Raw genomic sequence first — 25,332 nt, 5'->3', positions numbered from 1 at the left:
TTTTTGTTGGCCTAGCTGCCAACAATATTCCTTAGAAAGGAGGTGATCCAGCCGCACCTTCCGATACGGCTACCTTGTTACGACTTCACCCCAATCATCTGTCCCACCTTCGGCGGCTGGCTCCCAAAAGGGTTACCCCACCGACTTCGGGTGTTACAAACTCTCGTGGTGTGACGGGCGGTGTGTACAAGACCCGGGAACGTATTCACCGTGGCATGCTGATCCACGATTACTAGCGATTCCGGCTTCATGCAGGCGAGTTGCAGCCTGCAATCCGAACTGAGAATGGTTTTATGGGATTGGCTAAACCTCGCGGTCTTGCAGCCCTTTGTACCATCCATTGTAGCACGTGTGTAGCCCAGGTCATAAGGGGCATGATGATTTGACGTCATCCCCACCTTCCTCCGGTTTGTCACCGGCAGTCACCTTAGAGTGCCCAACTAAATGCTGGCAACTAAGATCAAGGGTTGCGCTCGTTGCGGGACTTAACCCAACATCTCACGACACGAGCTGACGACAACCATGCACCACCTGTCACTCTGTCCCCCGAAGGGGAACGCCTTATCTCTAAGGTTGTCAGAGGATGTCAAGACCTGGTAAGGTTCTTCGCGTTGCTTCGAATTAAACCACATGCTCCACCGCTTGTGCGGGTCCCCGTCAATTCCTTTGAGTTTCAGCCTTGCGGCCGTACTCCCCAGGCGGAGTGCTTAATGCGTTTGCTGCAGCACTAAAGGGCGGAAACCCTCTAACACTTAGCACTCATCGTTTACGGCGTGGACTACCAGGGTATCTAATCCTGTTCGCTCCCCACGCTTTCGCGCCTCAGCGTCAGTTACAGACCAAAGAGCCGCCTTCGCCACTGGTGTTCCTCCACATCTCTACGCATTTCACCGCTACACGTGGAATTCCGCTCTTCTCTTCTGCACTCAAGTCTCCCAGTTTCCAATGACCCTCCACGGTTGAGCCGTGGGCTTTCACATCAGACTTAAGAGACCGCCTGCGCGCGCTTTACGCCCAATAATTCCGGACAACGCTTGCCACCTACGTATTACCGCGGCTGCTGGCACGTAGTTAGCCGTGGCTTTCTGGTCAGGTACCGTCAAGGTACCGGCAGTTACTCCGATACTTGTTCTTCCCTGATAACAGAGTTTTACGATCCGAAGACCTTCATCACTCACGCGGCGTTGCTCCGTCAGACTTTCGTCCATTGCGGAAGATTCCCTACTGCTGCCTCCCGTAGGAGTCTGGGCCGTGTCTCAGTCCCAGTGTGGCCGATCACCCTCTCAGGTCGGCTACGCATCGTTGCCTTGGTGAGCCGTTACCTCACCAACTAGCTAATGCGCCGCGGGCCCATCTGTAAGTGACAGCCGAAGCCGCCTTTCAACCTTTCCCCATGCGAGGAAAGAAATTATCCGGTATTAGCTCCGGTTTCCCGAAGTTATCCCAGTCTTACAGGCAGGTTGCCCACGTGTTACTCACCCGTCCGCCGCTAACTTCAGGGAGCAAGCTCCCATCCATTCGCTCGACTTGCATGTATTAGGCACGCCGCCAGCGTTCGTCCTGAGCCAGGATCAAACTCTCATAAAAGAAGTTTAGGCTCGCACGATGCGAGTCACAACGACGTTGTCACAGGATGTGACGTTCTTAGTCGTTGATCCTTACTCTTGCTGGCAATGGTTAAAACCATTGTTTAAAAATTAATTTGACGTTCGTTTCGTTCAGTTTTCAAAGATCAAACTTGTTCGTCGTCTTCTTGAGGCGACTTTTCTATCATAACTCACTAACAACCTTTTAGTCAAGAGTTATTTTTTTGTTTTTTTTACTTTTTTCAATCTTGTCTACTGCGTTCGCAGCGACGTTTATTAATATAACAAGTTCCCTCAAAAGTGTCAACACCTTTTTTAAAAGTTTTTTTAAATGACTCCATTACTGTTTGTCATGGAGCATATAGCCTATGCACTCATTATGGGAGGCAACACGCTTAAACAGCGTAAATAATGTTTTATAACGCTCCTTCATAGCCATTTTCACAACAGGATCTACGTTTACATCTTTTAAATCGTGGATTATTTCATCCATCTCTCTTTTAAGCAAATAAATAATTTCTTCTTTTTCTATATTACTAATTAATAGTCCGATCATGTGTTCACCCCGCATGTTCTCGTATAATTAGCTATTTCCACATTTTGAATGGCAAATTCAAAGAATGCAATGTTTTAATCATATATCGAAGATTGAGGGGCATAGAATAAAATGGACATGCTCAAAAAGGAGGGGGCGCATGAAGTTTTTCTTAACAGTGGATGGCCGTAAATTAAAACAAGCATCCTTTATCCTCTTCATTTCTTTTTTTACGGCTTTGTTCTTTTTTACTCAGGCATCTATTCATATACCTGTATTTGGAACATCTGATGGACCCAAGGCTGTTTTTAAAGGAGAAAAAGGGATTGCATTAACATTTAATATTGGTTGGGGTGATATTCAGGCTGATCCAATCCTTGATGTACTCGAAAAAGAAGAAGTACGATCCGCAACATTTTTCTTATCGGGAGCGTGGGCGGAAAGACATCCGGACACCGTGAAACGAATTAAAGAGATGGGTTTTGAAATAGGTAGCCTTGGCTATGCGTATGAAGATTATACGGAATTAGACGATGCACAAGTAAAACGCGATATCGTTCGAGGTATTGATGTACTAAAGAAACTCGATATTAAAGATGTGACATTGCTCCGTTCACCGACAGGACATTTTGATAAGCGTACACTCTCAATCGCAGAAAAATCCGACTTAACCGTTGTCCACTGGAGTATTAACTCGCAAGATTGGAAGAATCCAGGTGTAGAAGTCATTATCGATCATATAAAGAAGGCAAAAGAAGGAGACATTGTTTTAATGCATGCTTCGGATTCAGCTATACAAACAGTTGAAGCTTTACCAAAGGCGATTGCATTACTTGAGGAGAGAGCCGAGCTCATATCTGTTTCTACCCTGATTGCAAATGGGAAAGTAAAAACAACATTAATCCCATAAATTAAAGCGAGCCTATTAATGGCTCGCTTTTGCGTTTGCTTTTTTCCCTTTTCCAACTACTTTTTCCTTTTTAGCTCGTTGTTGGCGTTTTTCTATATCTTCTGCTGAAAGGCGATTGTACTTTTGCAACATTAAAATTTGATAAGCATTACATGCGATTAAAGGAAAAATCATTAAATAAATCCAGCTTTCTTCATTAGGGCGTAAAACCGGTAGCCATTCTAAGATCGTGACAACGACCATAAAAAAGAGAGCAGATATAAATGTTGTCCGATTTGTCCATTTTGCCTTGAAATAGGCAACAATTAAGCCTGCCACTAAGATGATTAAAGCTAGACTAATATATGGTAAGAGGCTTTCTCCTTCACCAGCAAAGTTTTGAAACCGAAAATATACTAGGTCAAATAAGACAACAACCACTAAGAGAAACTGCACAGCATTCCATAAAGAAATCGATCGAAACAACCCAAGCCCGAATTGGTGAATAAATAAATATGCAAAAAAGCCAACTTGACTAACAACTGCAAAAATAAAGCCGACACCGACAAGCCAAATAAACGTTGACAAAATTGCTCCAATTTTCACTTCCACAAAATAAGGCTGAAATTCATTCCAACGAATAATAAAGCCAAGAATCCCTGTTACGAGACCACCTAATACGAGGGAATTAAATAAAAACTTAATCAAATTTCGAATTGTCACTGCCTTTATTCCTCCAATAATACAAAGTCGTAACCATTATAATAGTAACAATGTTAAAACGAAAAAGCCATGCTTCGCTATATTGTGCATAAATTCTTCACAAAGTCCCATATTAATCATATGAACGATCGCTCAACGAAAGGAGCCTTTTTTATGAAAAAGGTAAGCATCTTACTCCTAATATGCGCTATTTTCTTGCTTTCTTCTTGTAATGCCAGTGGAGGAGGAAGTGAAAAGCTTGATTATGAACAAACAAAAAAGATGTTAGTCGATATTTTAAAGACGGATGAGGGGAAGAAAGCCATTCAAGATATTTTAGGTGATGAAAAATTTAAACAACAAATGGTAATGGATCAAGCAGTCGTAAAAGAAACGATCGAAAAGGAACTTACGTCCGAAAAAGGGCTTGAGTTTTGGAAAAAGGCGTTTCAGGATCCAAAGTTTGCTGAGTCTACGGCAAATAGCATGAAAACAGAGAATGAAAAGCTGCTCAAAGATTTAATGAAGGATCCCGAGTACCAGGGGATGATGATCGATATTTTGAAGGACCCTGAAGTACAGAAGGAATTTGCGCAAGCGTTGAAAAGTAAGGAATTTCGCGAGCAAATGCAGGAAGTCGTCACCGATACAATCGAAAGCCCGCTTTTTAAAGCAAAAATCCAAGATATTTTATTGAAGGCTGCTGAAGAAGTCGGGAGCGAGAAAAAGGAAAAAAACAATGAAAAAGATCAAGGTGGAGGGGGCGGAGAGAGTAATGAATAAACTGAAGGTGTCCCCTTCAGTTTCGAAGCATCAGATCTTAGTCCCCTCTCTATTTTTGCAAGGTCTTATGGAACCTCATAAATGTGATAAAAATGAAAGTGCCTAATATCGAATAACAAGGTATTAGGCACTTCCGATGTTATTTATTTAAAGTCGCAATGATTTTTTCTGATATTTCTTGATAAATTCTTCCTGTCGGGTGTTCTGCATCATATATGGAAGGCGCAAAATCATCTTCATTCCAATCTGGTTGTTGAAGTGGCAGCCTACCAAGCACTTCTGTTCTTAACTCTTCCGCAAGTTTATCGCCGCCGCCTTGTCCAAATACGAATTCCTTCTCGCCCGTTAAACGACTCTCGAAATAGGACATATTTTCCACAACACCAATAATGTCATGGTTCGTACGCAATGCCATTGCACCTGCCCGCGCAGCAACAAAGGCAGCCGTTGGATGTGGTGTCGTTACGATAATTTCTTTACAGCTCGGAAGCATTGTATGTACATCAAGGGCAACATCACCAGTTCCTGGCGGCAAATCAAGCAGTAAATAGTCCAATTCTCCCCAGTCTACTTCCGTAAAGAAATTATTAAGCATTTTTCCTAACATTGGACCACGCCAAATGACGGGTGAATTATCTTCTACGAAAAAGCCCATGGAAATCACTTTGACGTCAAATCGCTCAACAGGATTGATTTTCGTACCATTCACAACCGGCCTTGAAGTAATCCCCATCATATCTGGAACACTGAACCCATATATATCTGCGTCAATCAGCCCAACCTTTTTTCCTAAACGTGCAAGGGAAACAGCTAAATTAACGGAAACAGTTGATTTACCAACGCCTCCTTTTCCACTTGCAATCGCAATAAAGGTTGTTTTACTGTTCGGCGATAAAAGATTGCTACCATCCTCGGATAGATCGCCTGCTGCTCGGTGCTTTTCCAATTCTTCTTCCGGCAAATCCGCAAATCGAATCCCGACAGTTTTAGCACCTGCTTCCTTCAGCAGTTCTACGATTTTCATTTGCAATTGAAGTTGTTCAGGTGTACCTGTTTTTGCAAGAGCAATGCGAACACTAATATGTGACTTTTCCTCTTTTACTTTCACCTCAAGAACACCGTTTGTTTCCTCAAGCGTTTTATGTAAAATCGGATCTTGTAGTTTGTTCAACAATTCACGTGCTTGTTGTTCAGTAACCAATTACATGACACCGTCCTTATGTTGGTTTCGCTTTCTTTTCCAGTATACCATAATCTAAACTTTTTCATAAGAAAAGCACCCTTCAATGGATGCATAAAAAAATCACTTATTCCATCGTTTTCTCATCTGTAAAATAGCGAAGAATTCCTTTGTAAACCGATTCAGCTATTTTCTCTTGATATTCATCTTGTTTTAATTGATTGCGTTCCGTTGGATTCGACAAAAAGCCAACTTCAACGAGAACTCCCGGTTTGTTTGCATGCTTTAGCAAATAAACACGTTCGATCGTTTTCGCCTGCCTCGTCGTGTTTTCAAGGTTGCTAATTAACTCTGCCTGAATAAACTTAGCCGCCCGTTTATTTTCAATGAGATGCGGCGCATAAAAAGTTTGCGCACCACTCCAACGCGGTGATGGGATCGAGTTTAAATGTACACTAATAAAAAAGTCCGCTTCCGATTCATTAATGATTTTCAATCGCTTCTTTAAGTCAGCCGTTTTCCTTTTGCTATATCCGCGGACGTCCGGGCTAGCTAAATCCGTATCCGTTTCTCTTGTCATCAATACGAGAGCTCCCTGCCCTTGTAATAAATCGCGTAGTTTTTGCGACACATGCAAGGCAATATCTTTCTCCAGCGCCCCCTTATCCCCTGCTCCTCCATCTGGGCCACCATGCCCCGGGTCTATATAAATAATCTTTCCTGTTAATGGAAGATTCCACGTTTGAAATGAATCTTTTGGGTGAAATTGATATTGAAAAAGGAGGAACAACACTGCTACCCCGATTGAAAAAAATGTCCATTTCGCTTTTCTACCCATTCCATCTTCCCCTTTATGTTTCGCTCATGAAAACATATGGGACAAGATAAAATTTTAGAACATGTTTCATTATTAAAAAGTTTGTTCTAACCAATTTCTTCATTATAGTCGTTTTTTCGATACTGGCTCGGCGTTACGCCCATTACTTTTTTAAAACTATTGCTGAAATAAGCCAAATCAGCATATCCAAGCCGATCGGCAATTTCTGATATACGCAATGAAGTATGAACCAATAATCGCGAAGCTTCCTCCATCCTTATACTGATGACATAGTCGCTAAAGTTCGTACCCGTTTGCTTTTTAAATAGCTTACAAAAATAACTCGGACTAAGATGAGCCATATTAGCAGCAGTCGCTAAGGAAAAGTCCGCACTGATCGATGTTTTCATATATTGAATAACTTGTTCGATCGGGGAAAGCTCATCCACATTCATTGTTTGGTTTTCTTCTTGGATTCTCTCTTTTTGGGCCATCCATTTTTTTAACGTTTCATTTAACCCATCTAGTTCTACCGGTTTAAGCAAATAGTCAAAAGCACCTAAACGGATCGCTTGCTGTGTATAGGCAAAATCATCATGACCGCTAATAATAACAACATCCGTTTTCAACTCTAGACGCCGCACTTCTCCCATTAAAGCGATTCCATCCATTGCCGGCATTCGAATGTCGGTAAGCACGATATCCACATTATTTTGTGTAAGCCAATCATACGCATCCACGCCATTTTTCGATTCATGTACGACAGTAAAAGGCAGTCCTGTCTTTTCCACCGTTTTCCTAATTGCTGTGCGAACCCATCTTTCATCTTCCACTAATAAGATTTGATGCATATTCGCTCCCCCTAAACATAAGGCTTTTATAACGGCAGTTTAATTCCTACCGTCGTTCCTTTATTAAGGCTACTTTCGATATAAATTCCATAGTCTTCGCCGAAAAGGTGTTTGATTCGCTTGTGTACATTCATCATCCCAATATGGTTTACTTCATTTTTGGATATATCCCGCTTTAATTCCAATCGCATTTTTTCTAGTTGATCCACTTCAATCCCTGGTCCGGTATCAGATATAAGAAGAACAAAAGATTCTTCATCAAAAGTTTGTACAGAAATCGTAATGTTTGTCTGCCCAGTTTGTGGCTCGAGTCCATGAACGATGCAGTTTTCCAAAATAGGTTGAAGAGTAAATTTCGCTATTTTCTTCTCCAACGCCCACGTAGGAATATCAAATTGATACAAGAGTTTTTCTTCAAACCGATATTTTTGGATTTGCAAATACATCCGACCAATTTCTAGTTCTTGCTTAATCGTTACAATGGAAGACTCACCCTTAATGTTGTATCGCAATAATCTGGCAAGTGACTCAGCCATAATCGAAATATCATCCATCTCACGTTCAAGGGCCATGCCACGAATCGTATCCAATGAATTATATAAAAAATGAGGGTTAATTTGTGCTTGAAGCATTTTCAACTCTGTATCCTTTTGCCGTAAGTTCATTTCTACTTCATTTAATCTCGATGCGTATACTTCGTCCATTAACGTAGATAGTCTTTCCACCATGTGATTAAACCCATGCGTCAACATACCAATCTCATCCTTCGATTCAACAGGAACTTTTCCAGAGAAATCGCCTACTTCCACTTTTTTTATAAAGCGGTGCAGTCGTTTCACGGGATTGATCCAGCTCGCTGCTAGCCCTACTCCCATGACATACGCAATCACCATAAAAATAAGTGACGTAATAAAGATCATTTTTCTAATTGAATTCGCTCCTTGCATTAACTCACTATATGGAATGGACGTGATGAAATTCCATTTAAGAACATCACTTCTACTCCATGTGAGAAACTGCTTCGTGGACTCATTAAATGTTAGAAAACTGGCGTTTTGCTGTTTAAATGGAAGTATTGCTCCATCAGCTACACGACCAATTTTCTCGGCGTTTGGATGATAAATATATCGCCCTTCATCATTTACGATATATAAAAACCCCGTATTTCCAGGTCTCACTTTATTGGCTACATCGTCCAGCCGTTTATAATTGACATCAAGAACGAGCATACCAAATGGCTGCAACGTCTGTGGATTTATAATTCTTTTTACAATTGAAATAACCGGTTCCTCACGACCGCGCCGGAAAATATATCGACTAACAATGAGCGGATTACCATTTTTAGGAACATCTCTATACCAGTACTCCTTTTTAAGATGAATAATCGATTGTCTATCATCCGTTTCTGCTGAATCAATCACTCTAATGTCATCAAGAATAAGCGTATAGTTCACAATATCTGATCTTGAATAGGCAGCATTTTTCAATACCGTTCTAACATTTGCGATTGTACTTTCATCTATCTCTTCAGCTGTTCCCGCCTTAAGGAAAACGGTTACATTTGGATGGTTAATAATTTTAAGTGTTTCGATCTCAAAATCACGTACATAGCCTTCAACATAATGCTGAACTTGTTCGATGCTTTGCTGATTATATTGATGCGCCTCGCGCTGAAGAACGAGCGAAAATTGATTATATGATATAAAAGTAAAAATAATCATCGGAACAACGATTAATATCCCCGAAAAGACCGACAATTTTATCATCAAGGACCGATCCCTAAGAAGAACTATCCGATAAAAATAATCAGTTATTTTTTTCAATATAGCCTTCAATGGACCGCCCCGCAATCTCGTTCATAGTTATATGGAAAAGAAGAGACTCGATTGAGACTCTTCTAAACTTTTATCTTATTTTACCATATAAATACTTATTTGCGTGCTGCATCAATTGCGTCAAGGACATCTTTAAACTCTTCCCTATTCGCCTCAATCACCGGCTTTACTGCTTCCTGCCAAGGTGTTAGGTCTTCTACTTCTACAACTGTTGATCCACCTTCAATTACGGCGTCTAAAGACTCCTTCTCATATTTATCCCATTCTCCACGTTGATATTCAATAGAATCCATCGCTGCTTGCTTGATAATTTCTTGATCAGCTTCTGTTAATGTATCCCAGACTGTTTTTGATATTAATAAAACTTCAGGGACGCGCTGGTGACCATCAAGAATATAATGTGGTGCAACTTCAAAATGCTTACTAGAAAAATAGCTTGGGTGATTATTTTCAGCAGCATCGATTACACCTGTTTGCAAGGAGCTGTAAACTTCCCCATATGCCATTGGCGTTGCACTCGCTCCAAGCGCATCCATTAATTCAATATTTATTTTATTTTGCTGTACACGAATTTTCATTCCTTTTAAATCATCAATACCATTTAGTGGTTTTGATGAGTAAAAGTTCCTTGAACCGGAGCTATAATAGGCAAGCCCCTTCATTCTTGATTCTTCCAGGCTATCCAGCAATGACAATCCATGATCGCTTAATAAATAATCCCACACATGATCGTCATTATCAAAAATATACGGAAGACTGAAAACACCAAATTCCTTGTTAAACTCCGCCAATGGTCCGCTGCTCACCCGTGTAAATTCAATTGCTCCAAGCTGTACTTGCTCGATTGCCGCTTTCTCTTCTCCTAACTGAGCCGATGGAAATACTTCAATTTTTATTCGGCCATCGCTTCTTTCTTCAACAAGTTCGGCAAATTTAATATCTCCTTTTGTTGTTGGATAATCTGCCGGATGGGTTTCCGCTAATCGGAATGTATACGTTTTTCCTTCATCAGCAGGTTTTTTTGTCCCGCTATCTCCCGTCTCTGTTTTTCCTCCATCTCCATCATTGTTACAGGCACCCAGGGTCAAAATAGCGGCTAGCATGAGCAACATAAAACCTATGAATCTCTTTTTTCCCCACATTGTAAAATCCTCCCTTTAATTTTTTTAGATTTATAGTAGAAACGCGATCTATCCATGCATTTAACCATTGACTAAATTCGGCAACCACATGGAAATTGCTGGAACATACGTGAGCAATAATAAGACCGCCACCAACACAATGAAATAGGGGATTAATGCAATTGATGCCCTTTCTATACTCACTTTTCCAATGGCTGTACCAACAAAGAGAACCGTTCCGACTGGTGGTGTAATAAGACCAATACCGAGATTCACAATGAGGATAATACCAAAATGAATCGGATCTACTCCAAGTGAAGTTACGATTGGAAAGAGAATCGGTGTCATAATTAAAATCAATGGGGCCATATCTAACGGCGCACCCAATATTAATAGAAGAACATTAATGATGAGCAAAATAATAATTGGATTATCCGATATATTCATTAATGATTCCGCTAATAGATGAGGAATTTTTAAATACGTCAACACCCATGCAAATGCTGCTGATGATGCAATTAAGAATAAGACCATCGCTAGCGTTCTAAACGTCTTAATAAAAATAAATTTTGCTTCTCGAAACGGTACATCCTTATAGACAAAGAATGTTAGGATAAATGCATAAATACATGCTATTGCTCCTGATTCCGTTGCCGTAAACCATCCAGAGAAAATCCCCCCTAAAATAATCACACCTGTCATTAAAGATAGGAAACCATCAGCAATGATTTTTGGCACATCTCTTAATGGAACCCGCTCGCTTTTTTCATAGCCTCTTTTTCTAGCAATAAGCCAAGAAGTAAACATTAGTCCAACAAGCATAACGAGACACGGGATAATTCCAGCTAAAAATAAGCTAGAAATCGAAACACCACCAGCTGCAATCGCATATAAAATCATATTATGACTTGGTGGCATAACAACTCCTTGGATGGCTGCGGCTGAAGTAACTGCCACAGAAAAATCTGGATCATATCCTTTTTTATTCATTGCTGGAATCATGACAGATCCTACGGATGCAACGTCGGCTGCCGCCGATCCGCTAATGTTCCCAAATAACATACAAGCTACACAGTTTACCATAGCAAGGCCGCCCCTAATCGCACCAACAAATAATTGCGCAAAGTTGACAAGGCGTCTTGCTAATCCCCCTGTACTCATAATCTGTCCAGCTAACACAAAGAATGGAATAGCTAAGAGACCATAAGAATTCACACCTTGGACAATTTGCTGACCAATAACAGCAAGCGGAATACCTAAATAGATCGCTGTTAATAGGGAAGATACAGTTAAAACAACAGCAACAGGAAAGCGAAGAAGTAGCAAGCCAACAAAGCTAACAGAAAGAATGATCACGGCCATCGTCATTCTCCTTCCACCTCCTCATCCATAAATTGGTGCCTCACTGTATTAATCCCAAATAATTCAAATAGAGAATAAACACAAATTAGAACCCCTGTAATCGGCATAATCACATACATGGTGCTAGCAGGCCAACCTGTTGCTGGAAGGGTGCTTTCATGCATAATGGAAGAGAATCCCCATCCGTAAACAATGAAATATACTCCTAATGCAAAAATCGTTAATGCAATAATTTTGTCTAGCACTTTATTCCAAGATGCTGGAAATAAATTAGTGAATGCGCTCATTGCTAAATGGATTTTTTCTCGAAAGCCAATGGCGATCCCTAAAAAACAAAACCAAATTAATAGGAGCATCGTTACTTCTTCTGACCAAAAGAAAACATGGTGAAAGATTTTCCGCGTGGCAACTTGTATTGATACAATTAATGTCATGGCGATCATCGCAAAAATGGCGAAAGCTTCGATTGCGGAATCAATTTTTAATGCGATTCTTTTTACTTTCTCCACAATTAAGCCACATCCTCCCTAAAGTAAAATAAAGCATATATTAATTTTTGGATAGCGTTATGTTTACGCTTTCATTTTCGTTGTCATCCATTTGCACAATCAATTTTTCCACTTGAACGCTTGCCATTATGAACGTCCCGATTCCTTTAAAATCATTGGAAACAATCGGCTCACTAATGTAGTATTCAAATGAACCATCTCGATTGGCAGTAATCCCCAGCCCAGCCGTTTGGCATGTTTGATGAATATTTACAATCCCTCTCTCATCTTCATCAATAAACGTATTTAAGATTCCGTTATATCCTTGTTTCAATGCAGGTAAAAAATGCTGCGATACATAGCTTTGTCTTATCGCCTTAGCGAGCGCATACACATACATGCAAGACGAAGACGATTCTAAATAATTCCCCTCGCGACCGCCTTGATCAACCACCTGATACCATACGCCCGTTTCGGGTTCTTGATATGTAACAATTGCTGAAAGTAATCCGGATAAAACTTCAATTAATTTCTGTCTTTTTGCATGTTCTTCTGGTAAATAATCGAGAATATCTACAATCCCAACACAATACCAGCCGATTGCCCGTCCCCAAAAACTAGATGAACAACCCGTATCTGCATTTGCCCAAATTTGTTGTCTCTTCTCGTCATATCCTTGATAGAAAAGCCCCGTTTTCTCGTCTTTATTATGTTTTGCGAATAGAAGAATTTGGTTTGTCACATCATCAAATAGTGCTGGATCATTAAACACTTTGGCGAACTGGGCATAAAATACATCACCCATATAAACACCGTCTAGAAATCCTTGATACGGAAAAATTTGTTTATGCCAGAAGATCCCATCACTCGTTCTTGGATGTGTTTCAAGTTGTTGGCGCAATAGGAATGCTGCCTTCTTAAAACGTTCCTCCTTTGTTTCTTCAAATAAAGGAAAGAGCAATCTTCCCGAATTGATATGATCGACACTATAATCTTCCAATTCATATCCCGCAATCTCACCATTTTCTCCAATCCGGTTTCCGATATTGAATAACAAGTAATCAATATATTTACAATCACCTGTATGGTGCCAAACATCTTCAATCCCTTTAAAAACAATCCCATATTCATGATCCCATTTATCTGACAAATCTAGATAACGCCTTAACACGGTATCAGCCATTTTTATCGACCAGCTCATTTCTTTATCCTTCACCCTCTTTCTCCTCCATTCGATCTTTTAATTAATTATAATGATTATTCCGATTATTTTGTATATGGTCATTTTGTCCTTTATTTGTGTTATTTTGTTATTCACTTTATTAGCGTTCCAAGTTCTATCGCCAATCATTATTTGGGTTTTTTCGTGATAAATTGAGTAATATCATATCTAATTGGGCAAGAAGCAAAAATCCAGTTCAATTGAAATGAACTGGATTTAATGTAAACGGAGCTTATAAAGTCGTGCACCTTTTTTGTATCCTTCGATCCACCAATGATTTACAAACTTCTCACAAGATGAATAAATCGTCTCTTCATCCATTATCCCTTGTTCAAAATCAAGATAAAGCCAGAAATGATGCAATGTATCAATAAAATGACTCAGCTCTTCGCGACATCTCGCTTTCGTCGCCTCCATAGCTTCTCCAGATTGAATAAAGCGACTATATTCCCCTCCTGTTAAGTATGCTTCAATGGCAACATCCAGACATGCTTCCTCTACGCCATCGTCAAGCAAGCCTGAATGGATTCTTGCTGCGTAAAAATAAAGAATCACACTTTTCTTCAATGCATTGATTGGTAAATCACGCAAAAGCTTACGTTCGTTCTTAATTTGCTTTTCGCGTCTTTTTTCTTCAAAATTGCCTAATACATTCATACTTTCCCATCCTTCCTACATATAGCTTTTAACGAAGAAGGGAAAGTCATGCATATTGAACGGAAAAAAGGTAAAGCTTGTCCGAATTCCGAGACAAGCTTTACGTTCACTTATAATTTTACTTTTTGTAAACGCAAGGCATTCAAAACGACTGACACTGAGCTAAACGCCATCGCTGCCCCAGCAAGCCATGGAGCTAAAAATCCAAACGCTGCAACGGGTATACCAAGTGTGTTATAGGCAAATGCCCAGAACAGATTTTGTTTTATATTGCTGATTGTTTTCTTACTCATCAAGAGTGCATCAGCAATACTATTTAAGTCACCGCGAATCAACGTAATGTCGGCGGCTTCCATCGCGACGTCTGTCCCTGTTCCAATTGCCATGCCGATGTCGGCAACAGCAAGGGCCGGTGCATCATTAATTCCATCACCGACCATCGCCACTTTTTTACCTGCTTGCTGCAATTTTGTTACTTCATCCGCTTTTCCTTCCGGCAATACTTCAGCAATGACTTGGTCAATGCCCGCTTCCTTTGCAATCGCTAATGCGGTTTGCTTATTGTCTCCCGTCATCATAATGACTTCGAGGTTCATCTCACGTAATCTTTGAATCGCTTGTGCGGAAGTTTCCTTTATCGTATCAGCGACAGCAATCATCCCTGCGTACGTTCCATCAACAGCAACGAGCATCGCTGTTTTCCCTTGCTTTTCAAACGTACTCATTTGCTCCATTACTTCTTCGAAATCTACGTTTTGTTGCTTCATTAAACGCCTTGTTCCAATTAAAATCTTTCTACCACTGACAACTGCCTGAATGCCGAATCCTGGAATCGCCTCAAATGATGCAGCTTCGTGAAGAACAATATTTTTCTCATTGATCCCGGCAACGATCGCTTGTGCAAGCGGATGCTCCGAGCGGTTTTCTGCGGAGCCTACTAATGACAAAAATTCTCGTTCATGCATCGCAGCAACAACATCTGTTAACACTGGTTCACCATTCGTGATCGTTCCCGTTTTATCTAAAACGATCGTATCAATTTCATGCGTCGTTTCTAGATGTTCGCCACCTTTAAATAATATCCCGTGTTCCGCTGCACGTCCCGAACCTGCCATAATCGACGTTGGCGTTGCCAATCCTAGTGCACATGGGCATGCGATAACAAGAACAGCAATTAGTTTTTCTAACGCCGAGGCGAAATTCCCTGGATCTGCCCAAACATACCAAATCAGAAATGTCACAAGGGCAATACCAACAACAATCGGCACGAAAATTCCAGAAATCAAATCGGCCATGCGCTGAATTGGCGCCTTTGATCCTTGGGCATCTTCAACGACTTTAATAATTTGTGCCAATGCTGTATCCTTGCCAATCTTGATCGCTTCCATTTTTATAAAACCATTTTTATTAATCGTAGCTCCAATCAGGTTATCCCCAGCTTTTTTGTCAACGGGCACACTTTCTCCCGTAATCATTGATTCATCCAAAGCCGATTCACCCTCGATCATTACACCGTCGACAGGGATCTTTTCTCCTGGCTTAACGATCAACACATCTCCGACAACGACTTCTTCAAGTGGAATTTCTATTTCCATTCGATTGCGAATTGCCGTTGCTGTCTTTGCTTGTAAGCCAATTAGTTTTTTAATCGCCTCAGACGATCTCCCTTTCGCCTTCGCTTCAAATAGTTTTCCCAGAATAATCAATGTAATCAGCACGGCGCTCGTTTCAAAATATAAGTGAATAAAACTTGTTTCCTTGCCGATAGACATGATTGCCAAATACACACTATAAAAATAGGCGGCTGACGTTCCAAGGGCAACGAGGACATCCATATTGGCACTTTTATTTTTTAATGCTTTATATGCCCCGACATAAAATTGTTTCCCAATATAAAATTGCACAGGAGTTGCGAGTGCCATTTGCAGCCACGGATTCATTAATCCTTGCGGCACATAAATAAAGGACGTAAAACTAAAATGTGCAACCATTGTCCATAAAAGTGGGAAAGATAAAAGGAGGGAAAGTATAAATTTCCTTTTTTGCTTTTCTATTTCTTGAAGGCGATGATCGACGGTTTGACCTGATTCTTCATCATTTTTTACAATTGCTCCATAGCCGATCGCTTCTACCTTATCTGTCATATCCTTTGTAGATATAAGCGATGGATTGTATTCAATCGTCGCTTTTTCCAATGCAAGATTGACAGACGCAGCAGATACACCATCCATTTTATTAAGAACCTTTTCGATTCTTGTCGAACACGCCGCACATGTCATCCCAGCCAACATTAATTCTACTTTTTCCGTTACGACATCATAGCCAAGATCTTTTACTTTTTGTTCAATATCACCAATTTTAATTTTAGATTCATCAAATGTAACCGATGCTTGCTCAAGCGCTAAATTAACGGCAGCTTTCTCCACGCCTTCCATTCGACTTAATCCTTTTTCAACACGATTGGAGCAAGCTGCACATGTCATTCCTTTTATTTTAAATGTACTTTCGCTCATTTTAAAAACTCCTTATACAACATAGGGGTGTATCTATTTAAAAAGGAAAAGTGCAAATCAGCACATCTCTTTCATTTCACATCAAACCCTTGATCATCAATCGTCGCTTTAATCTTATTTAGATCAATTTTGTTTTGATCGCAATGAACATCTACTTTCCCGTTTGCTAAATCAACCTTTACATTAGAAATACCAGCAAGTTTACCGGCGCTTCCTTCTATTGATTGGACGCAATGCCACATGACATTCCTTCCACCGTTAGAGTCATTATTCCCATCTTTGTTCAGCTCCTTATTTTTTCATTAGCTTTTGGATTATCACTAATACTTCATCAAAGACTTCCATATCTCCTTCCTATACTCTATCTACAACACAATGCTTTAAATGTCCTTCAAGTAAATTCAAGCAACACTATTTAGAGCGGATTGAGTTGCTGTGATTTGCGTAATGACATCGTCACAATAAGTCACGTTCAATTAGTCCTTTAATACGTCGACTTCCCTCAATTCGGTTTAGTCGTGTAACTAAGTTATTCTTCACTTGATCGGAGGTTAGCGCACAGCTTGTCCCTTCCCCCGGAAACAGATATTGATCGATCTGCACTGTTATACGTCTCCCTCACTCATAATATACTATACCCCCACAATGTATATAAACCATTTTATTTTATAATTTCCATTGTCATTTATTTGCCATATTTTAATTATCCACACTTAAAATATGATGTTATACTAAAAGTAGATTATGTTCAACTTTTCACATAATCTTCTCATATTTTTTTACGTACGATTGCTCACGTTTTCACAAACTAAATCTTAGGAGGTTTTCAATAATGAAATCTTGGATTGGTTTTACAGAAGGTCGATGGCAAGAGGAAGTTGATGTACGGGATTTTATTTTGAAGAACTATACGCTCTATGAAGGCGATAACACATTTTTAGAATCAGCGACAAAGGCGACGGAATCGTTATGGGATCAGGTCATGCAATTATCCAAACAAGAACGCGAAAATGGCGGAGTACTAAATATGGATACGAAAATTGTGTCCACGATTACTTCCCACGGTCCAGCCTATTTGCAAAAAGAATTAGAAACGATTGTCGGTTTCCAAACAGATCAACCATTTAAACGATCTTTGCAGCCATTTGGCGGCATTCGAATGGCGGCAGGTGCTTTACAAGCATACGGCTATGAATTAGACAAAGAGGTAGAAGAAGTTTTTACTAAATATCGAAAAACACATAATCAAGGCGTATTTGATGCTTATACAGATGAAATGAAATTGGCACGAAAAGCTGGAATTATTACTGGTTTACCGGATGCATATGGGCGTGGGCGAATCATTGGCGATTATCGCAGGGTTGCTCTCTATGGACTTGATTTCCTTATAAAAGAAAAACAAGCAGAATTAAAATTAGTCGGTAATGGAACAATGTCTGAGGAAGTGATCCGCGATCGAGAAGAAATTGCCGAACAGATTAAAGCATTGCATGAATTAAAAGAACTTGCCAACGTATATGGCTATGATCTTTCACAGCCAGCTACAAATGCAAAAGAAGCTTTCCAATGGTTATATTTTGCTTATCTTGCAGCTATTAAAGAACAAAATGGGGCAGCAATGAGCTTAGGGCGCGTTTCAACATTCCTTGATATTTATATTGAAAGAGATTTAATAAATGGCGTTTTAACAGAAAGTGAAGCACAGGAGCTTGTGGATCATTTCGTCATGAAATTACGACTCGTAAAATTTGCACGAACACCGGACTACAATGAGTTGTTTAGCGGTGATCCGACATGGGTAACAGAATCTATCGGCGGCATTAGTCTTGATGGGAAACCGCTCGTAACGAAAAACTCATTCCGCTTTTTGCATACATTAGACAATTTAGGTCCTTCACCAGAGCCCAATTTAACTGTTCTTTGGTCACCGAAGCTTCCAGAATTGTTTAAACAATATTGCGCAAATATGTCGATCAAAACAAGCTCCATTCAGTATGAAAACGATGATTTAATGCGAGAAATATACGGAGATGATTATGGAATTGCTTGCTGTGTATCAGCAATGACAATCGGAAAGCAAATGCAATTTTTCGGAGCCCGCGCCAACCTCGCTAAAGCATTATTATATGCCATTAATGGCGGAAAAGATGAGATGATAAAAGCGCAAATTGGTCCGGCTTTTGCTCCAATTACATCCGAGTATTTACAATACGATGAAGTAGCGGAAAAATTCGATCATGTGATGGAATGGCTTGCAGGATTGTATATGAATACATTAAACGTCATCCACTATATGCACGATAAGTATAGCTATGAAAGAATTGAAATGGCATTGCATGATCGAGAAATTCTGCGTACAATGGCAACAGGAATCGCTGGATTATCTGTCGTAGCTGATTCACTAAGCGCGATCAAATATGCAAAAGTAAAACCAATTCGTGATGAAAATGGCATTGCTACTGATTTTGAAATCGAAGGTGATTTTCCTAAATACGGAAACAACGATGCGCGCGTTGATGATATCGCGGTCGGACTCGTTAAAACCTTTATGAACAAGTTGAAAAAGCACCGTGCTTATCGCGATGCAACACCAACCTTATCTGTATTAACAATTACATCAAATGTTGTTTACGGTAAAAAGACAGGAAACACTCCTGATGGGCGCCGTAAAGGTGAACCATTTGCTCCAGGAGCAAACCCATTGCATGGACGCGATCAAAAAGGAGCGATTGCTTCATTAAGTTCTGTCGCTAAGCTCCCTTATGAATATGCACTTGATGGAATTTCCAATACATTTTCCATCGTACCAAAAGCACTTGGCCGTGAAGAAGCAGATCGAATGAAGAATTTAGCGGCGATCCTTGATGGGTATATGATTAAAAAAGGGCATCATCTAAACATTAACGTCTTTGACCGCGAAACATTGCTTGATGCGATGGAGCGGCCTGAAGAATACCCACAATTAACAATTCGCGTTTCTGGATATGCAGTCAACTTTATTAAACTAACGCGCGAGCAACAAATTGATGTCATTAATCGGACATTCCATGAAACAATGTAAAGATCAAAAGTGGAAGCGCCCGTTTAGCGGCGTACAAACTGCGTCGACGTTGCCACAGAACGCGGCGACATTAGTCGACAATCCCTAAAGAAAACACGGCGAAGAATGAACCGATGTTGACTTATCATAGGAAGAAGAGTGAAGTTTGCTAGTCGTTCGGCGTCTGGAGATTATTACAATAGAAAGTGCCCGACAAGTAAATAGTCTATAATTTTGTAAGCAAGAAACATTGGAAGCAGCCAATCGCTGCTTCCTTCTTGAAAGGATGCGATACTATGAAACTAAAAACACGTATTCATTCCGTCGAATCTTGTGGTACTGTTGATGGTCCAGGCCTTCGCTACGTTATTTTTACTCAAGGCTGCCTACTCCGTTGTCAATTTTGCCACAATCCTGATACATGGGCATTTGGAAATGGTGAAGGGGAAGAAATATCTGTTGAATCACTAATGAAAGATATTAAGGATTATCTTCCATTCCTCCAAGCTTCTAATGGGGGTGTGACCGTTAGTGGCGGTGAACCGCTTTTACATGTCGACTTTCTAATCGAATTATTTACAGAATGTAAAAAGCTCGGTATTCATACAACAATCGACAGCTCCGGGGGCTGCTTTACTAGAAAAGGCCGCTTTATTCAATCACTTGATCGACTGATGGAGCTAACAGATCTCATCCTTCTCGATTTAAAACAAATCGATGAGCAAAAGCATAAAACATTAACCTCTGTATCCAATAAACATATTCTTGATTTTGCACAGTACCTAAAGGAAAAGCAAATTCCCGTATGGGTGCGCCACGTTCTCATTCCAGGCATTACAGATCAAGAAGATGATTTAAGAAACCTTTCCAAATTCATTAAAACATTACCTAACGTAGAAAAGGTTGAAATCCTTCCATACCATCGCTTAGGAGTGTATAAATGGGAGGCACTTGGCCTCGAATATCCACTAAAAGACGTTCAAACACCAACGGATGAAAAAGTAAAATGGGCACAGCAGATTTTAGCGATATGAATAGACAGGTTTATTCAGCAAAATATTAAAGCAGGTAAAGAAAAAACGTTATTTTTCCTTTACCTGCTTATTTATTTAATGGCTTTATAATTTAAATCGTCCAACTAATCCGTTCAGTTCTTCTGCTAAACTTGCAAGTTGCTCCGCACTTCCAGCCACTTCCTCCATGGAACTGCTCGTTTCCTGAGCAGCAGCAGATGTTTGTTCTACACCAGCAGCTGATTGCTCAGAGATAGCCGCAATCTCTTCAATCGATCCATTCATATTTTGGCTTTGGCCCGTCACTTCGGATAAATGGTCAGAAATTGTTTGGATATTCATTGTCATTTCTTTTATCGCCAAGCTGATCCCAGCAAATGTTTCACCTGTCGTTTTAATTTGCTCTGTTCCAAGTTCTACTTCTTTATATCCTTCATTCAATGAGCCTGTGACCATATTTGATTCACGTTGAATGCTATCAACAATACCCGTAATATCTGTTACAGAAACGGACACTTGCTCAGCAAGCTTTCTTACTTCATCAGCAACGACTGCAAAACCGCGACCGTGTTCTCCTGCTCTCGCTGCTTCGATCGCCGCATTCAGTGCTAATAAATTCGTTTGGTCGGATATATCTTGAATGACAGATACTAATTTGGAAATTTCTTGTGATTGTACATCCAATCCTTGTACTTTATTCACTGCATCTTTTACAATTCGATTTATTTGGACCATTTGTTTGTTCGACGTATCCATCAAATCGCTGCCCTTAGCCGTCATTTCAAGCACCCAACTAGAAAATTGACGAATCTTTTCGCCATTTTCATTCGCTTCTTCTACTCTTGTTGCAAAAGTTCCCATCATTTCAGAAAGGTTGCTTGCGCTAACAGCCTGTCTCTCCGAACCTGATGCCAATTCCTGCATTGTTGTAGCAACTTGTTGTGAAGCAGCATTCACTTCGTTTGTCGTTTGTGTTAACTCTTCACTATGGCTGCTTACAGATTCAGAAACAATATTCACTTGAGATAGTAACTCATGGATATTTTTCGTCATTTCATTTGTTGCGATCACAACTTGACCAATCTCATCGCTTGACTTCGTTTCTAGCTGCTCACCACTTAAATCTCCATTTGCAATTGCCTTCATACGCTCCATAACAATTTTCATTGGCCTAGAAATAACATTCGAAGTAATAAGGGCGATTGCCATTCCAAGGATGATAACTAAACTTGTAATAATGACAACGAGACGAAATGTAGCTTCACCGCCTGCTACGATGTCTTGCTCTATTTTAGTAATTCGAGCTGCATTATCTTGTGCCAATTGGTCATAGCTTGCCATCAGCTCACGAACCACTTCAGCGGCATCCTCCAGATTTTGTTGTGCTAGCTCTACATTTCCCTTATCATACTGATTGAACACATCTTTATAGATCGATTCACGCCATTTAATCGTTTTTTGTAGCAGTTCCTCAAATTCCCCTGTAACTCCAACCTCTTTAACAATGTCTTCATATTCCTTTGCCTGTGCTGTGTATTCATCAAAGCGTTCTTTATACTCGCCACCATACAATACATACCCACGAGCCGTTGAAATTCTGTTCGCCATTGTATATGAGAGCCCCTCAGTTGCAATCAATAATGGAAGCTCCCTGTTTGATATATTTTGCGCGTCTCTATTATTTGAATTAATAACCGAAATATTATAGACACCTAGTAAAATAACTAGAATAATAACGACAGAAAAACCCGTTATCATCCTTTGTTTCACCGTTTTAAAACTAAAAATTCCTTTCATTACCTTAATCCCTATCCCTTCATTTCTTTAGTATTTAAGATGATTAGCAGCAGCAAAGCTAATCATTTGTTCAACCAGTCACAATTATAATATCGGCATAATTTTTTACGATTAAAGGAAATTCGGCATAGACGGAATATTCCGTTCTGATAGGGCTTCCAATGATTTCACCGCTTCTAGCCGCATCCTAACGGAGGGATTGGAATAACGCTCGACATAATTGCTAATTACTAAAAGGCCTGCTTATCGAACGTCAAAAAAGGTCGTCCGACTGGTTCTCACCAATGGACGACCTCACATATCAGCCACACCTAAGCGTAATATTGTAGATTTTTTAGAACTCGCTCTAAAATCTTCTATAAAATCTATGATTTCCGCCGGTAGCTTAACTTTAATAACAGGTTAAAAGGCAATACGCATTCATCCCACCACTTTTAGAAGTGGTGTCTTCTGCTGGTTTAAACTTGATTTCTTCTTGCAAAGTCAACAAAGCGGAATTTATCAGGACGATGCCTCGATTCGGTATACTGGAATAAACTCGCATCATCAAGATATACATAGTTTTTAATGACGACAACATTATAGAATCCCTCTAAATCAAGCAGTTCCCGATCTTCTTCCGTAGGTTCCTCGACAATGATTTCCTTTTTTGCATAGCTAATCGCTAATTGAAGTTCATTTTCAAGATAATGATAAATGGAATGCTCACAAATTTCTTTTGTAATCGTAGGCACAAATTTTTTGTTTAAATAATCTTTATCTAAGATCACTTTTTCTCCGCCAAATTCTCTCACACGGCTAATTTTCCAAACTTCGTCCTTCATTTTTACATTCAACTGCTGACGAATGTATTCATCAGGCTTTGTTAGCACACACTCAGTCACGATCGTTTTAGGCTTTTTATTCATTTTTTGGGCAAGTTCATGAAAGCTTACTAGACCAGAAACAGGGAAATCCAACTTCGTGTTTTTAATTACAATCGAGCCCTTGCCTCTAATTTTTTGAATATACCCTTCTTGAGCTAATAAATTGAGCGCTTTTCGAATCGTTTCCCTCGACGTTTCATATTGATCTTTTAACTCATTTTCCGAGGGAAGAAGAGTGTTAGGCGCAATCTCTCCTAATTCAATTTGTTTCACAATCTCATTATGGATCATTAAGTACTTTCTTGACATACTCATATCCCCAATTATTTTTTAAAATAATACACAATTGACTCATACGGCCTTAAAACGAACTCGTTAAACATAGTCGATGAATCCGAATAATTGGAAAGTAAAATTTCACCCGAAAACTCCGATAGATCAACCTCTTCAGGAAGTGTAAAGCGTGTTTCTTTATCATAAAAATTATTAATGACAAGTAATTTTTCATTGCCATTGCTTCGAACATACGCAAAAATTTCCTCGTGATCTGGTAAAAGTAATTGAAAGTCTCCATCCGTGACAATCCCATAGTCTTTTCTAAGTTGAATTAATTTTTGATAATGGTAAAAAATCGAGTTTTGGTCGGCTACGGCATTTTTCGCATTAATCATTGGATAGTTTGTTGCCGTTCCAATCCAAGGTGTACCTGTCGTAAATCCGGCATTTGCGCTATCATCCCATTGGACAGGAGTACGGGAATTATCCCGGGACTTTTGCTTGAGAATGTCGATAATCTCTTCTTCAGGCAAACCTTCTTCTTTTTTAATTTGATGCATATTAAGTGACTCCACATCACGGTAATCCTCGATGCGCTCAAATTTAGGATCTGTCATACCAAACTCTTCACCTTGGTATATATACGGAGTTCCTCTCATCATATGGATTGTCGTCGCAAGCATTTTGGCCGATTCCTGATGATATTTTCCATCATCACCAAATCGTGAAACGACTCTAGGCTGGTCATGGTTACACCAAAACAGCGCGTTCCAACCTCCACCTTCTGTCATCTTTACTTGCCACTCAGATAAAATGTCCTTTAACTGAAGGAAATCAAAGTTCGCTTTCGTCCACTTTTCCCCATTTGGATAATCGACTTTTAAATGATGAAAATTAAATGTCATATCAAGTTCTTTTCGGTCTGGTCGTGTGTATTTAATACAATGATCAATTGTCGTTGAAGACATTTCACCAACCGTCATCATATCATATTTTGAAAAAACCTTCTCGTTCATTTCGTGCATATATTCATGAACCTTTGGTCCATCAGTATAAAACTTCCGGCCATCTCCTGGTGCAACGGAGCCGTCATCATTTGGGAAACGTTGATCTTTAGAAATTAGATTGATCACGTCTAACCGGAAGCCATCAACGCCTTTATCTAGCCAAAATTTCATCATTTCATAAACGGATTCTCTTACTTTGTCATTTTCCCAATTTAAATCTGCTTGGTTTACATCGAATAAATGTAAATAATGCTGTCCTGTTTGTTCGTCATACTTCCAAGCCGATCCTCCAAATTTTGACTGCCAATTCGTTGGTGCTTCATCCGGTTGTCCATCTTTCCAAATATAAAAATCACGGTATGGATTATCCTTCGATGATTTTGATTGCTGGAACCATTCATGTTCTGTTGAAGTATGATTCACAACAATATCCATAATAATTTTCATATTACGCTGGTGAGCTTCTTCAAGTAAACGTTCAAAGTCTTCCATCGTTCCATATTGTTCATAAATTTGATAGTAATCACTAATATCGTAGCCATTATCATGCTGTGGTGACTTATAAATTGGTGTCAACCATAAGACATCCACACCCAGTTCTTTTAAATAATCGAGCTTTTGAATAATGCCATTGATATCTCCTGTTCCATTGCCAGTCGTATCTTTAAAGCTTTTCGGATAAATTTGGTATACCACCGCTTTTTTCCACCATGGTTGAGTCATTATAAATCTCCTTCTTTCATTAAAGTATATCGAAAAAGAGGAACAATGAATTGTTCCTCTCCTTTATTA

At 39.8% G+C, this 25,332-nt stretch carries 20 protein-coding genes, 1 rRNA gene and 2 pseudogenes; 4 read left to right on the top strand and 19 right to left on the bottom strand.

Annotated features, from left to right (window positions below):
• Window positions 1–35: 35 nt before the first annotated feature.
• Window positions 36–1,587: ribosomal RNA gene (locus KHA95_RS21515) — 16S ribosomal RNA — on the bottom strand.
• A 339-nt stretch (window positions 1,588–1,926) separates the two neighbouring features.
• Window positions 1,927–2,142: a hypothetical protein gene (locus KHA95_RS21510; RefSeq protein ID WP_213139622.1), complete on the bottom strand. Its 216-nt coding sequence runs from the start codon at window positions 2,140–2,142 to the stop codon at window positions 1,927–1,929.
• A 139-nt stretch (window positions 2,143–2,281) separates the two neighbouring features.
• Here KHA95_RS21510 and KHA95_RS21505 point away from each other — a divergent pair, with 139 nt between their 5' ends.
• Entirely contained in the window at window positions 2,282–3,031 is a 750-nt protein-coding gene (locus KHA95_RS21505) for a polysaccharide deacetylase family protein (RefSeq protein WP_213139621.1), read from the top strand.
• Between the two features lie 15 nt (window positions 3,032–3,046).
• On the opposite strand, the gene KHA95_RS21500 is transcribed toward KHA95_RS21505, so the two are convergent.
• Window positions 3,047–3,733 (bottom strand): KinB-signaling pathway activation protein, encoded by a 687-nt coding sequence (locus tag KHA95_RS21500; protein WP_213139620.1) that lies wholly within the window; start codon window positions 3,731–3,733, stop codon window positions 3,047–3,049.
• Window positions 3,734–3,886: 153 nt separating this feature from the next.
• Between KHA95_RS21500 and gerD the strand changes: the two genes are divergently transcribed.
• Window positions 3,887–4,495 (top strand): spore germination lipoprotein GerD, encoded by a 609-nt coding sequence (gene gerD / locus KHA95_RS21495; protein ID WP_213139619.1) that lies wholly within the window; start codon window positions 3,887–3,889, stop codon window positions 4,493–4,495.
• A 139-nt stretch (window positions 4,496–4,634) separates the two neighbouring features.
• Here gerD and KHA95_RS21490 read toward each other — a convergent pair whose 3' ends face one another.
• The 12 genes and pseudogenes from KHA95_RS21490 to KHA95_RS21435 all read right to left on the bottom strand — a co-directional run bounded on the left by KHA95_RS21490 (window position 4,635) and on the right by KHA95_RS21435 (window position 17,150).
• Window positions 4,635–5,696: a P-loop NTPase gene (locus KHA95_RS21490; RefSeq protein ID WP_213139618.1), complete on the bottom strand. Its 1,062-nt coding sequence runs from the start codon at window positions 5,694–5,696 to the stop codon at window positions 4,635–4,637.
• Between the two features lie 106 nt (window positions 5,697–5,802).
• Window positions 5,803–6,513 carry an N-acetylmuramoyl-L-alanine amidase CwlD gene (cwlD, locus tag KHA95_RS21485; protein WP_213139617.1) on the bottom strand — a complete coding sequence of 237 codons (711 nt, stop codon included), beginning with the start codon at window positions 6,511–6,513 and terminating at the stop codon, window positions 5,803–5,805.
• A gap of 86 nt (window positions 6,514–6,599) precedes the next feature.
• Complete coding sequence (locus KHA95_RS21480) at window positions 6,600–7,343, bottom strand: response regulator transcription factor (RefSeq protein ID WP_213139616.1); 744 nt, start codon at window positions 7,341–7,343, stop codon at window positions 6,600–6,602.
• A 26-nt stretch (window positions 7,344–7,369) separates the two neighbouring features.
• The gene (locus tag KHA95_RS21475; protein WP_213139615.1) at window positions 7,370–9,109 is read right to left on the bottom strand and encodes a sensor histidine kinase; all 1,740 of its coding nucleotides are present in this window, start codon (window positions 9,107–9,109) and stop codon (window positions 7,370–7,372) included.
• A gap of 164 nt (window positions 9,110–9,273) precedes the next feature.
• A complete protein-coding gene (locus KHA95_RS21470) occupies window positions 9,274–10,320 on the bottom strand; it encodes a TRAP transporter substrate-binding protein (RefSeq protein WP_249317166.1) in 1,047 nt (348 codons plus the stop codon).
• Window positions 10,321–10,380: 60 nt separating this feature from the next.
• On the bottom strand, window positions 10,381–11,667 hold the full coding sequence (locus KHA95_RS21465; RefSeq protein WP_349305511.1) for a TRAP transporter large permease: 1,287 nt from the start codon (window positions 11,665–11,667) through the stop codon (window positions 10,381–10,383).
• Window positions 11,664–12,170: a TRAP transporter small permease gene (locus KHA95_RS21460; protein ID WP_213139614.1), complete on the bottom strand. Its 507-nt coding sequence runs from the start codon at window positions 12,168–12,170 to the stop codon at window positions 11,664–11,666. The genes KHA95_RS21465 and KHA95_RS21460 overlap by 4 nt, the downstream gene beginning before the upstream one ends.
• A gap of 40 nt (window positions 12,171–12,210) precedes the next feature.
• Window positions 12,211–13,365, bottom strand: coding sequence for a glycoside hydrolase family 88/105 protein (locus KHA95_RS21455; protein WP_213139613.1), 1,155 nt, complete (start codon window positions 13,363–13,365; stop codon window positions 12,211–12,213).
• Window positions 13,366–13,587: 222 nt separating this feature from the next.
• Complete coding sequence (locus KHA95_RS21450; RefSeq protein ID WP_213139612.1) at window positions 13,588–14,028, bottom strand: DUF2521 family protein; 441 nt, start codon at window positions 14,026–14,028, stop codon at window positions 13,588–13,590.
• A 110-nt stretch (window positions 14,029–14,138) separates the two neighbouring features.
• Window positions 14,139–16,541, bottom strand: a complete 2,403-nt coding sequence (locus KHA95_RS21445; RefSeq protein ID WP_213139611.1) for a heavy metal translocating P-type ATPase — start codon at window positions 16,539–16,541, stop codon at window positions 14,139–14,141.
• A 71-nt stretch (window positions 16,542–16,612) separates the two neighbouring features.
• Window positions 16,613–16,783: a heavy-metal-associated domain-containing protein gene (locus tag KHA95_RS21440; RefSeq protein WP_481748468.1), complete on the bottom strand. Its 171-nt coding sequence runs from the start codon at window positions 16,781–16,783 to the stop codon at window positions 16,613–16,615.
• 49 nt (window positions 16,784–16,832) lie between these two features.
• A pseudogene (locus KHA95_RS21435) lies at window positions 16,833–17,150 on the bottom strand (metal-sensitive transcriptional regulator).
• A gap of 223 nt (window positions 17,151–17,373) precedes the next feature.
• Between KHA95_RS21435 and pflB the strand changes: the two are divergent.
• Both pflB and pflA read left to right on the top strand, forming a co-directional pair.
• Window positions 17,374–19,602 carry a formate C-acetyltransferase gene (gene pflB / locus KHA95_RS21430; RefSeq protein ID WP_213139610.1) on the top strand — a complete coding sequence of 743 codons (2,229 nt, stop codon included), beginning with the start codon at window positions 17,374–17,376 and terminating at the stop codon, window positions 19,600–19,602.
• A 275-nt stretch (window positions 19,603–19,877) separates the two neighbouring features.
• Window positions 19,878–20,615 carry a pyruvate formate-lyase-activating protein gene (gene pflA / locus KHA95_RS21425; RefSeq protein ID WP_213139609.1) on the top strand — a complete coding sequence of 246 codons (738 nt, stop codon included), beginning with the start codon at window positions 19,878–19,880 and terminating at the stop codon, window positions 20,613–20,615.
• Between the two features lie 84 nt (window positions 20,616–20,699).
• Here the strand turns inward: pflA and KHA95_RS23430 are convergent, their stop codons facing one another.
• The 4 genes and pseudogenes from KHA95_RS23430 to treC form a co-directional block, all read right to left on the bottom strand.
• Window positions 20,700–21,518: a methyl-accepting chemotaxis protein gene (locus KHA95_RS23430; protein ID WP_481748470.1), complete on the bottom strand. Its 819-nt coding sequence runs from the start codon at window positions 21,516–21,518 to the stop codon at window positions 20,700–20,702.
• A gap of 120 nt (window positions 21,519–21,638) precedes the next feature.
• Window positions 21,639–21,803: pseudogene (locus KHA95_RS23425) on the bottom strand (HAMP domain-containing protein); the annotation flags it as partial.
• A gap of 1,046 nt (window positions 21,804–22,849) precedes the next feature.
• The gene (gene treR / locus KHA95_RS21415; RefSeq protein ID WP_213139607.1) at window positions 22,850–23,566 is read right to left on the bottom strand and encodes a trehalose operon repressor; all 717 of its coding nucleotides are present in this window, start codon (window positions 23,564–23,566) and stop codon (window positions 22,850–22,852) included.
• A 14-nt stretch (window positions 23,567–23,580) separates the two neighbouring features.
• A complete protein-coding gene (gene treC / locus KHA95_RS21410; RefSeq protein ID WP_213139606.1) occupies window positions 23,581–25,263 on the bottom strand; it encodes an alpha,alpha-phosphotrehalase in 1,683 nt (560 codons plus the stop codon).
• Window positions 25,264–25,332 lie beyond the last annotated feature (69 nt).

Origin of the sequence: Bacillus sp. FJAT-50079 (assembly GCF_018343515.1) — a bacterium.
Lineage (GTDB): Bacteria > Bacillota > Bacilli > Bacillales > Bacillaceae_C > Lederbergia.
Note: the sequence above shows the minus strand (reverse complement) of the source record. Positions and strands in the feature narration are given on the sequence as shown.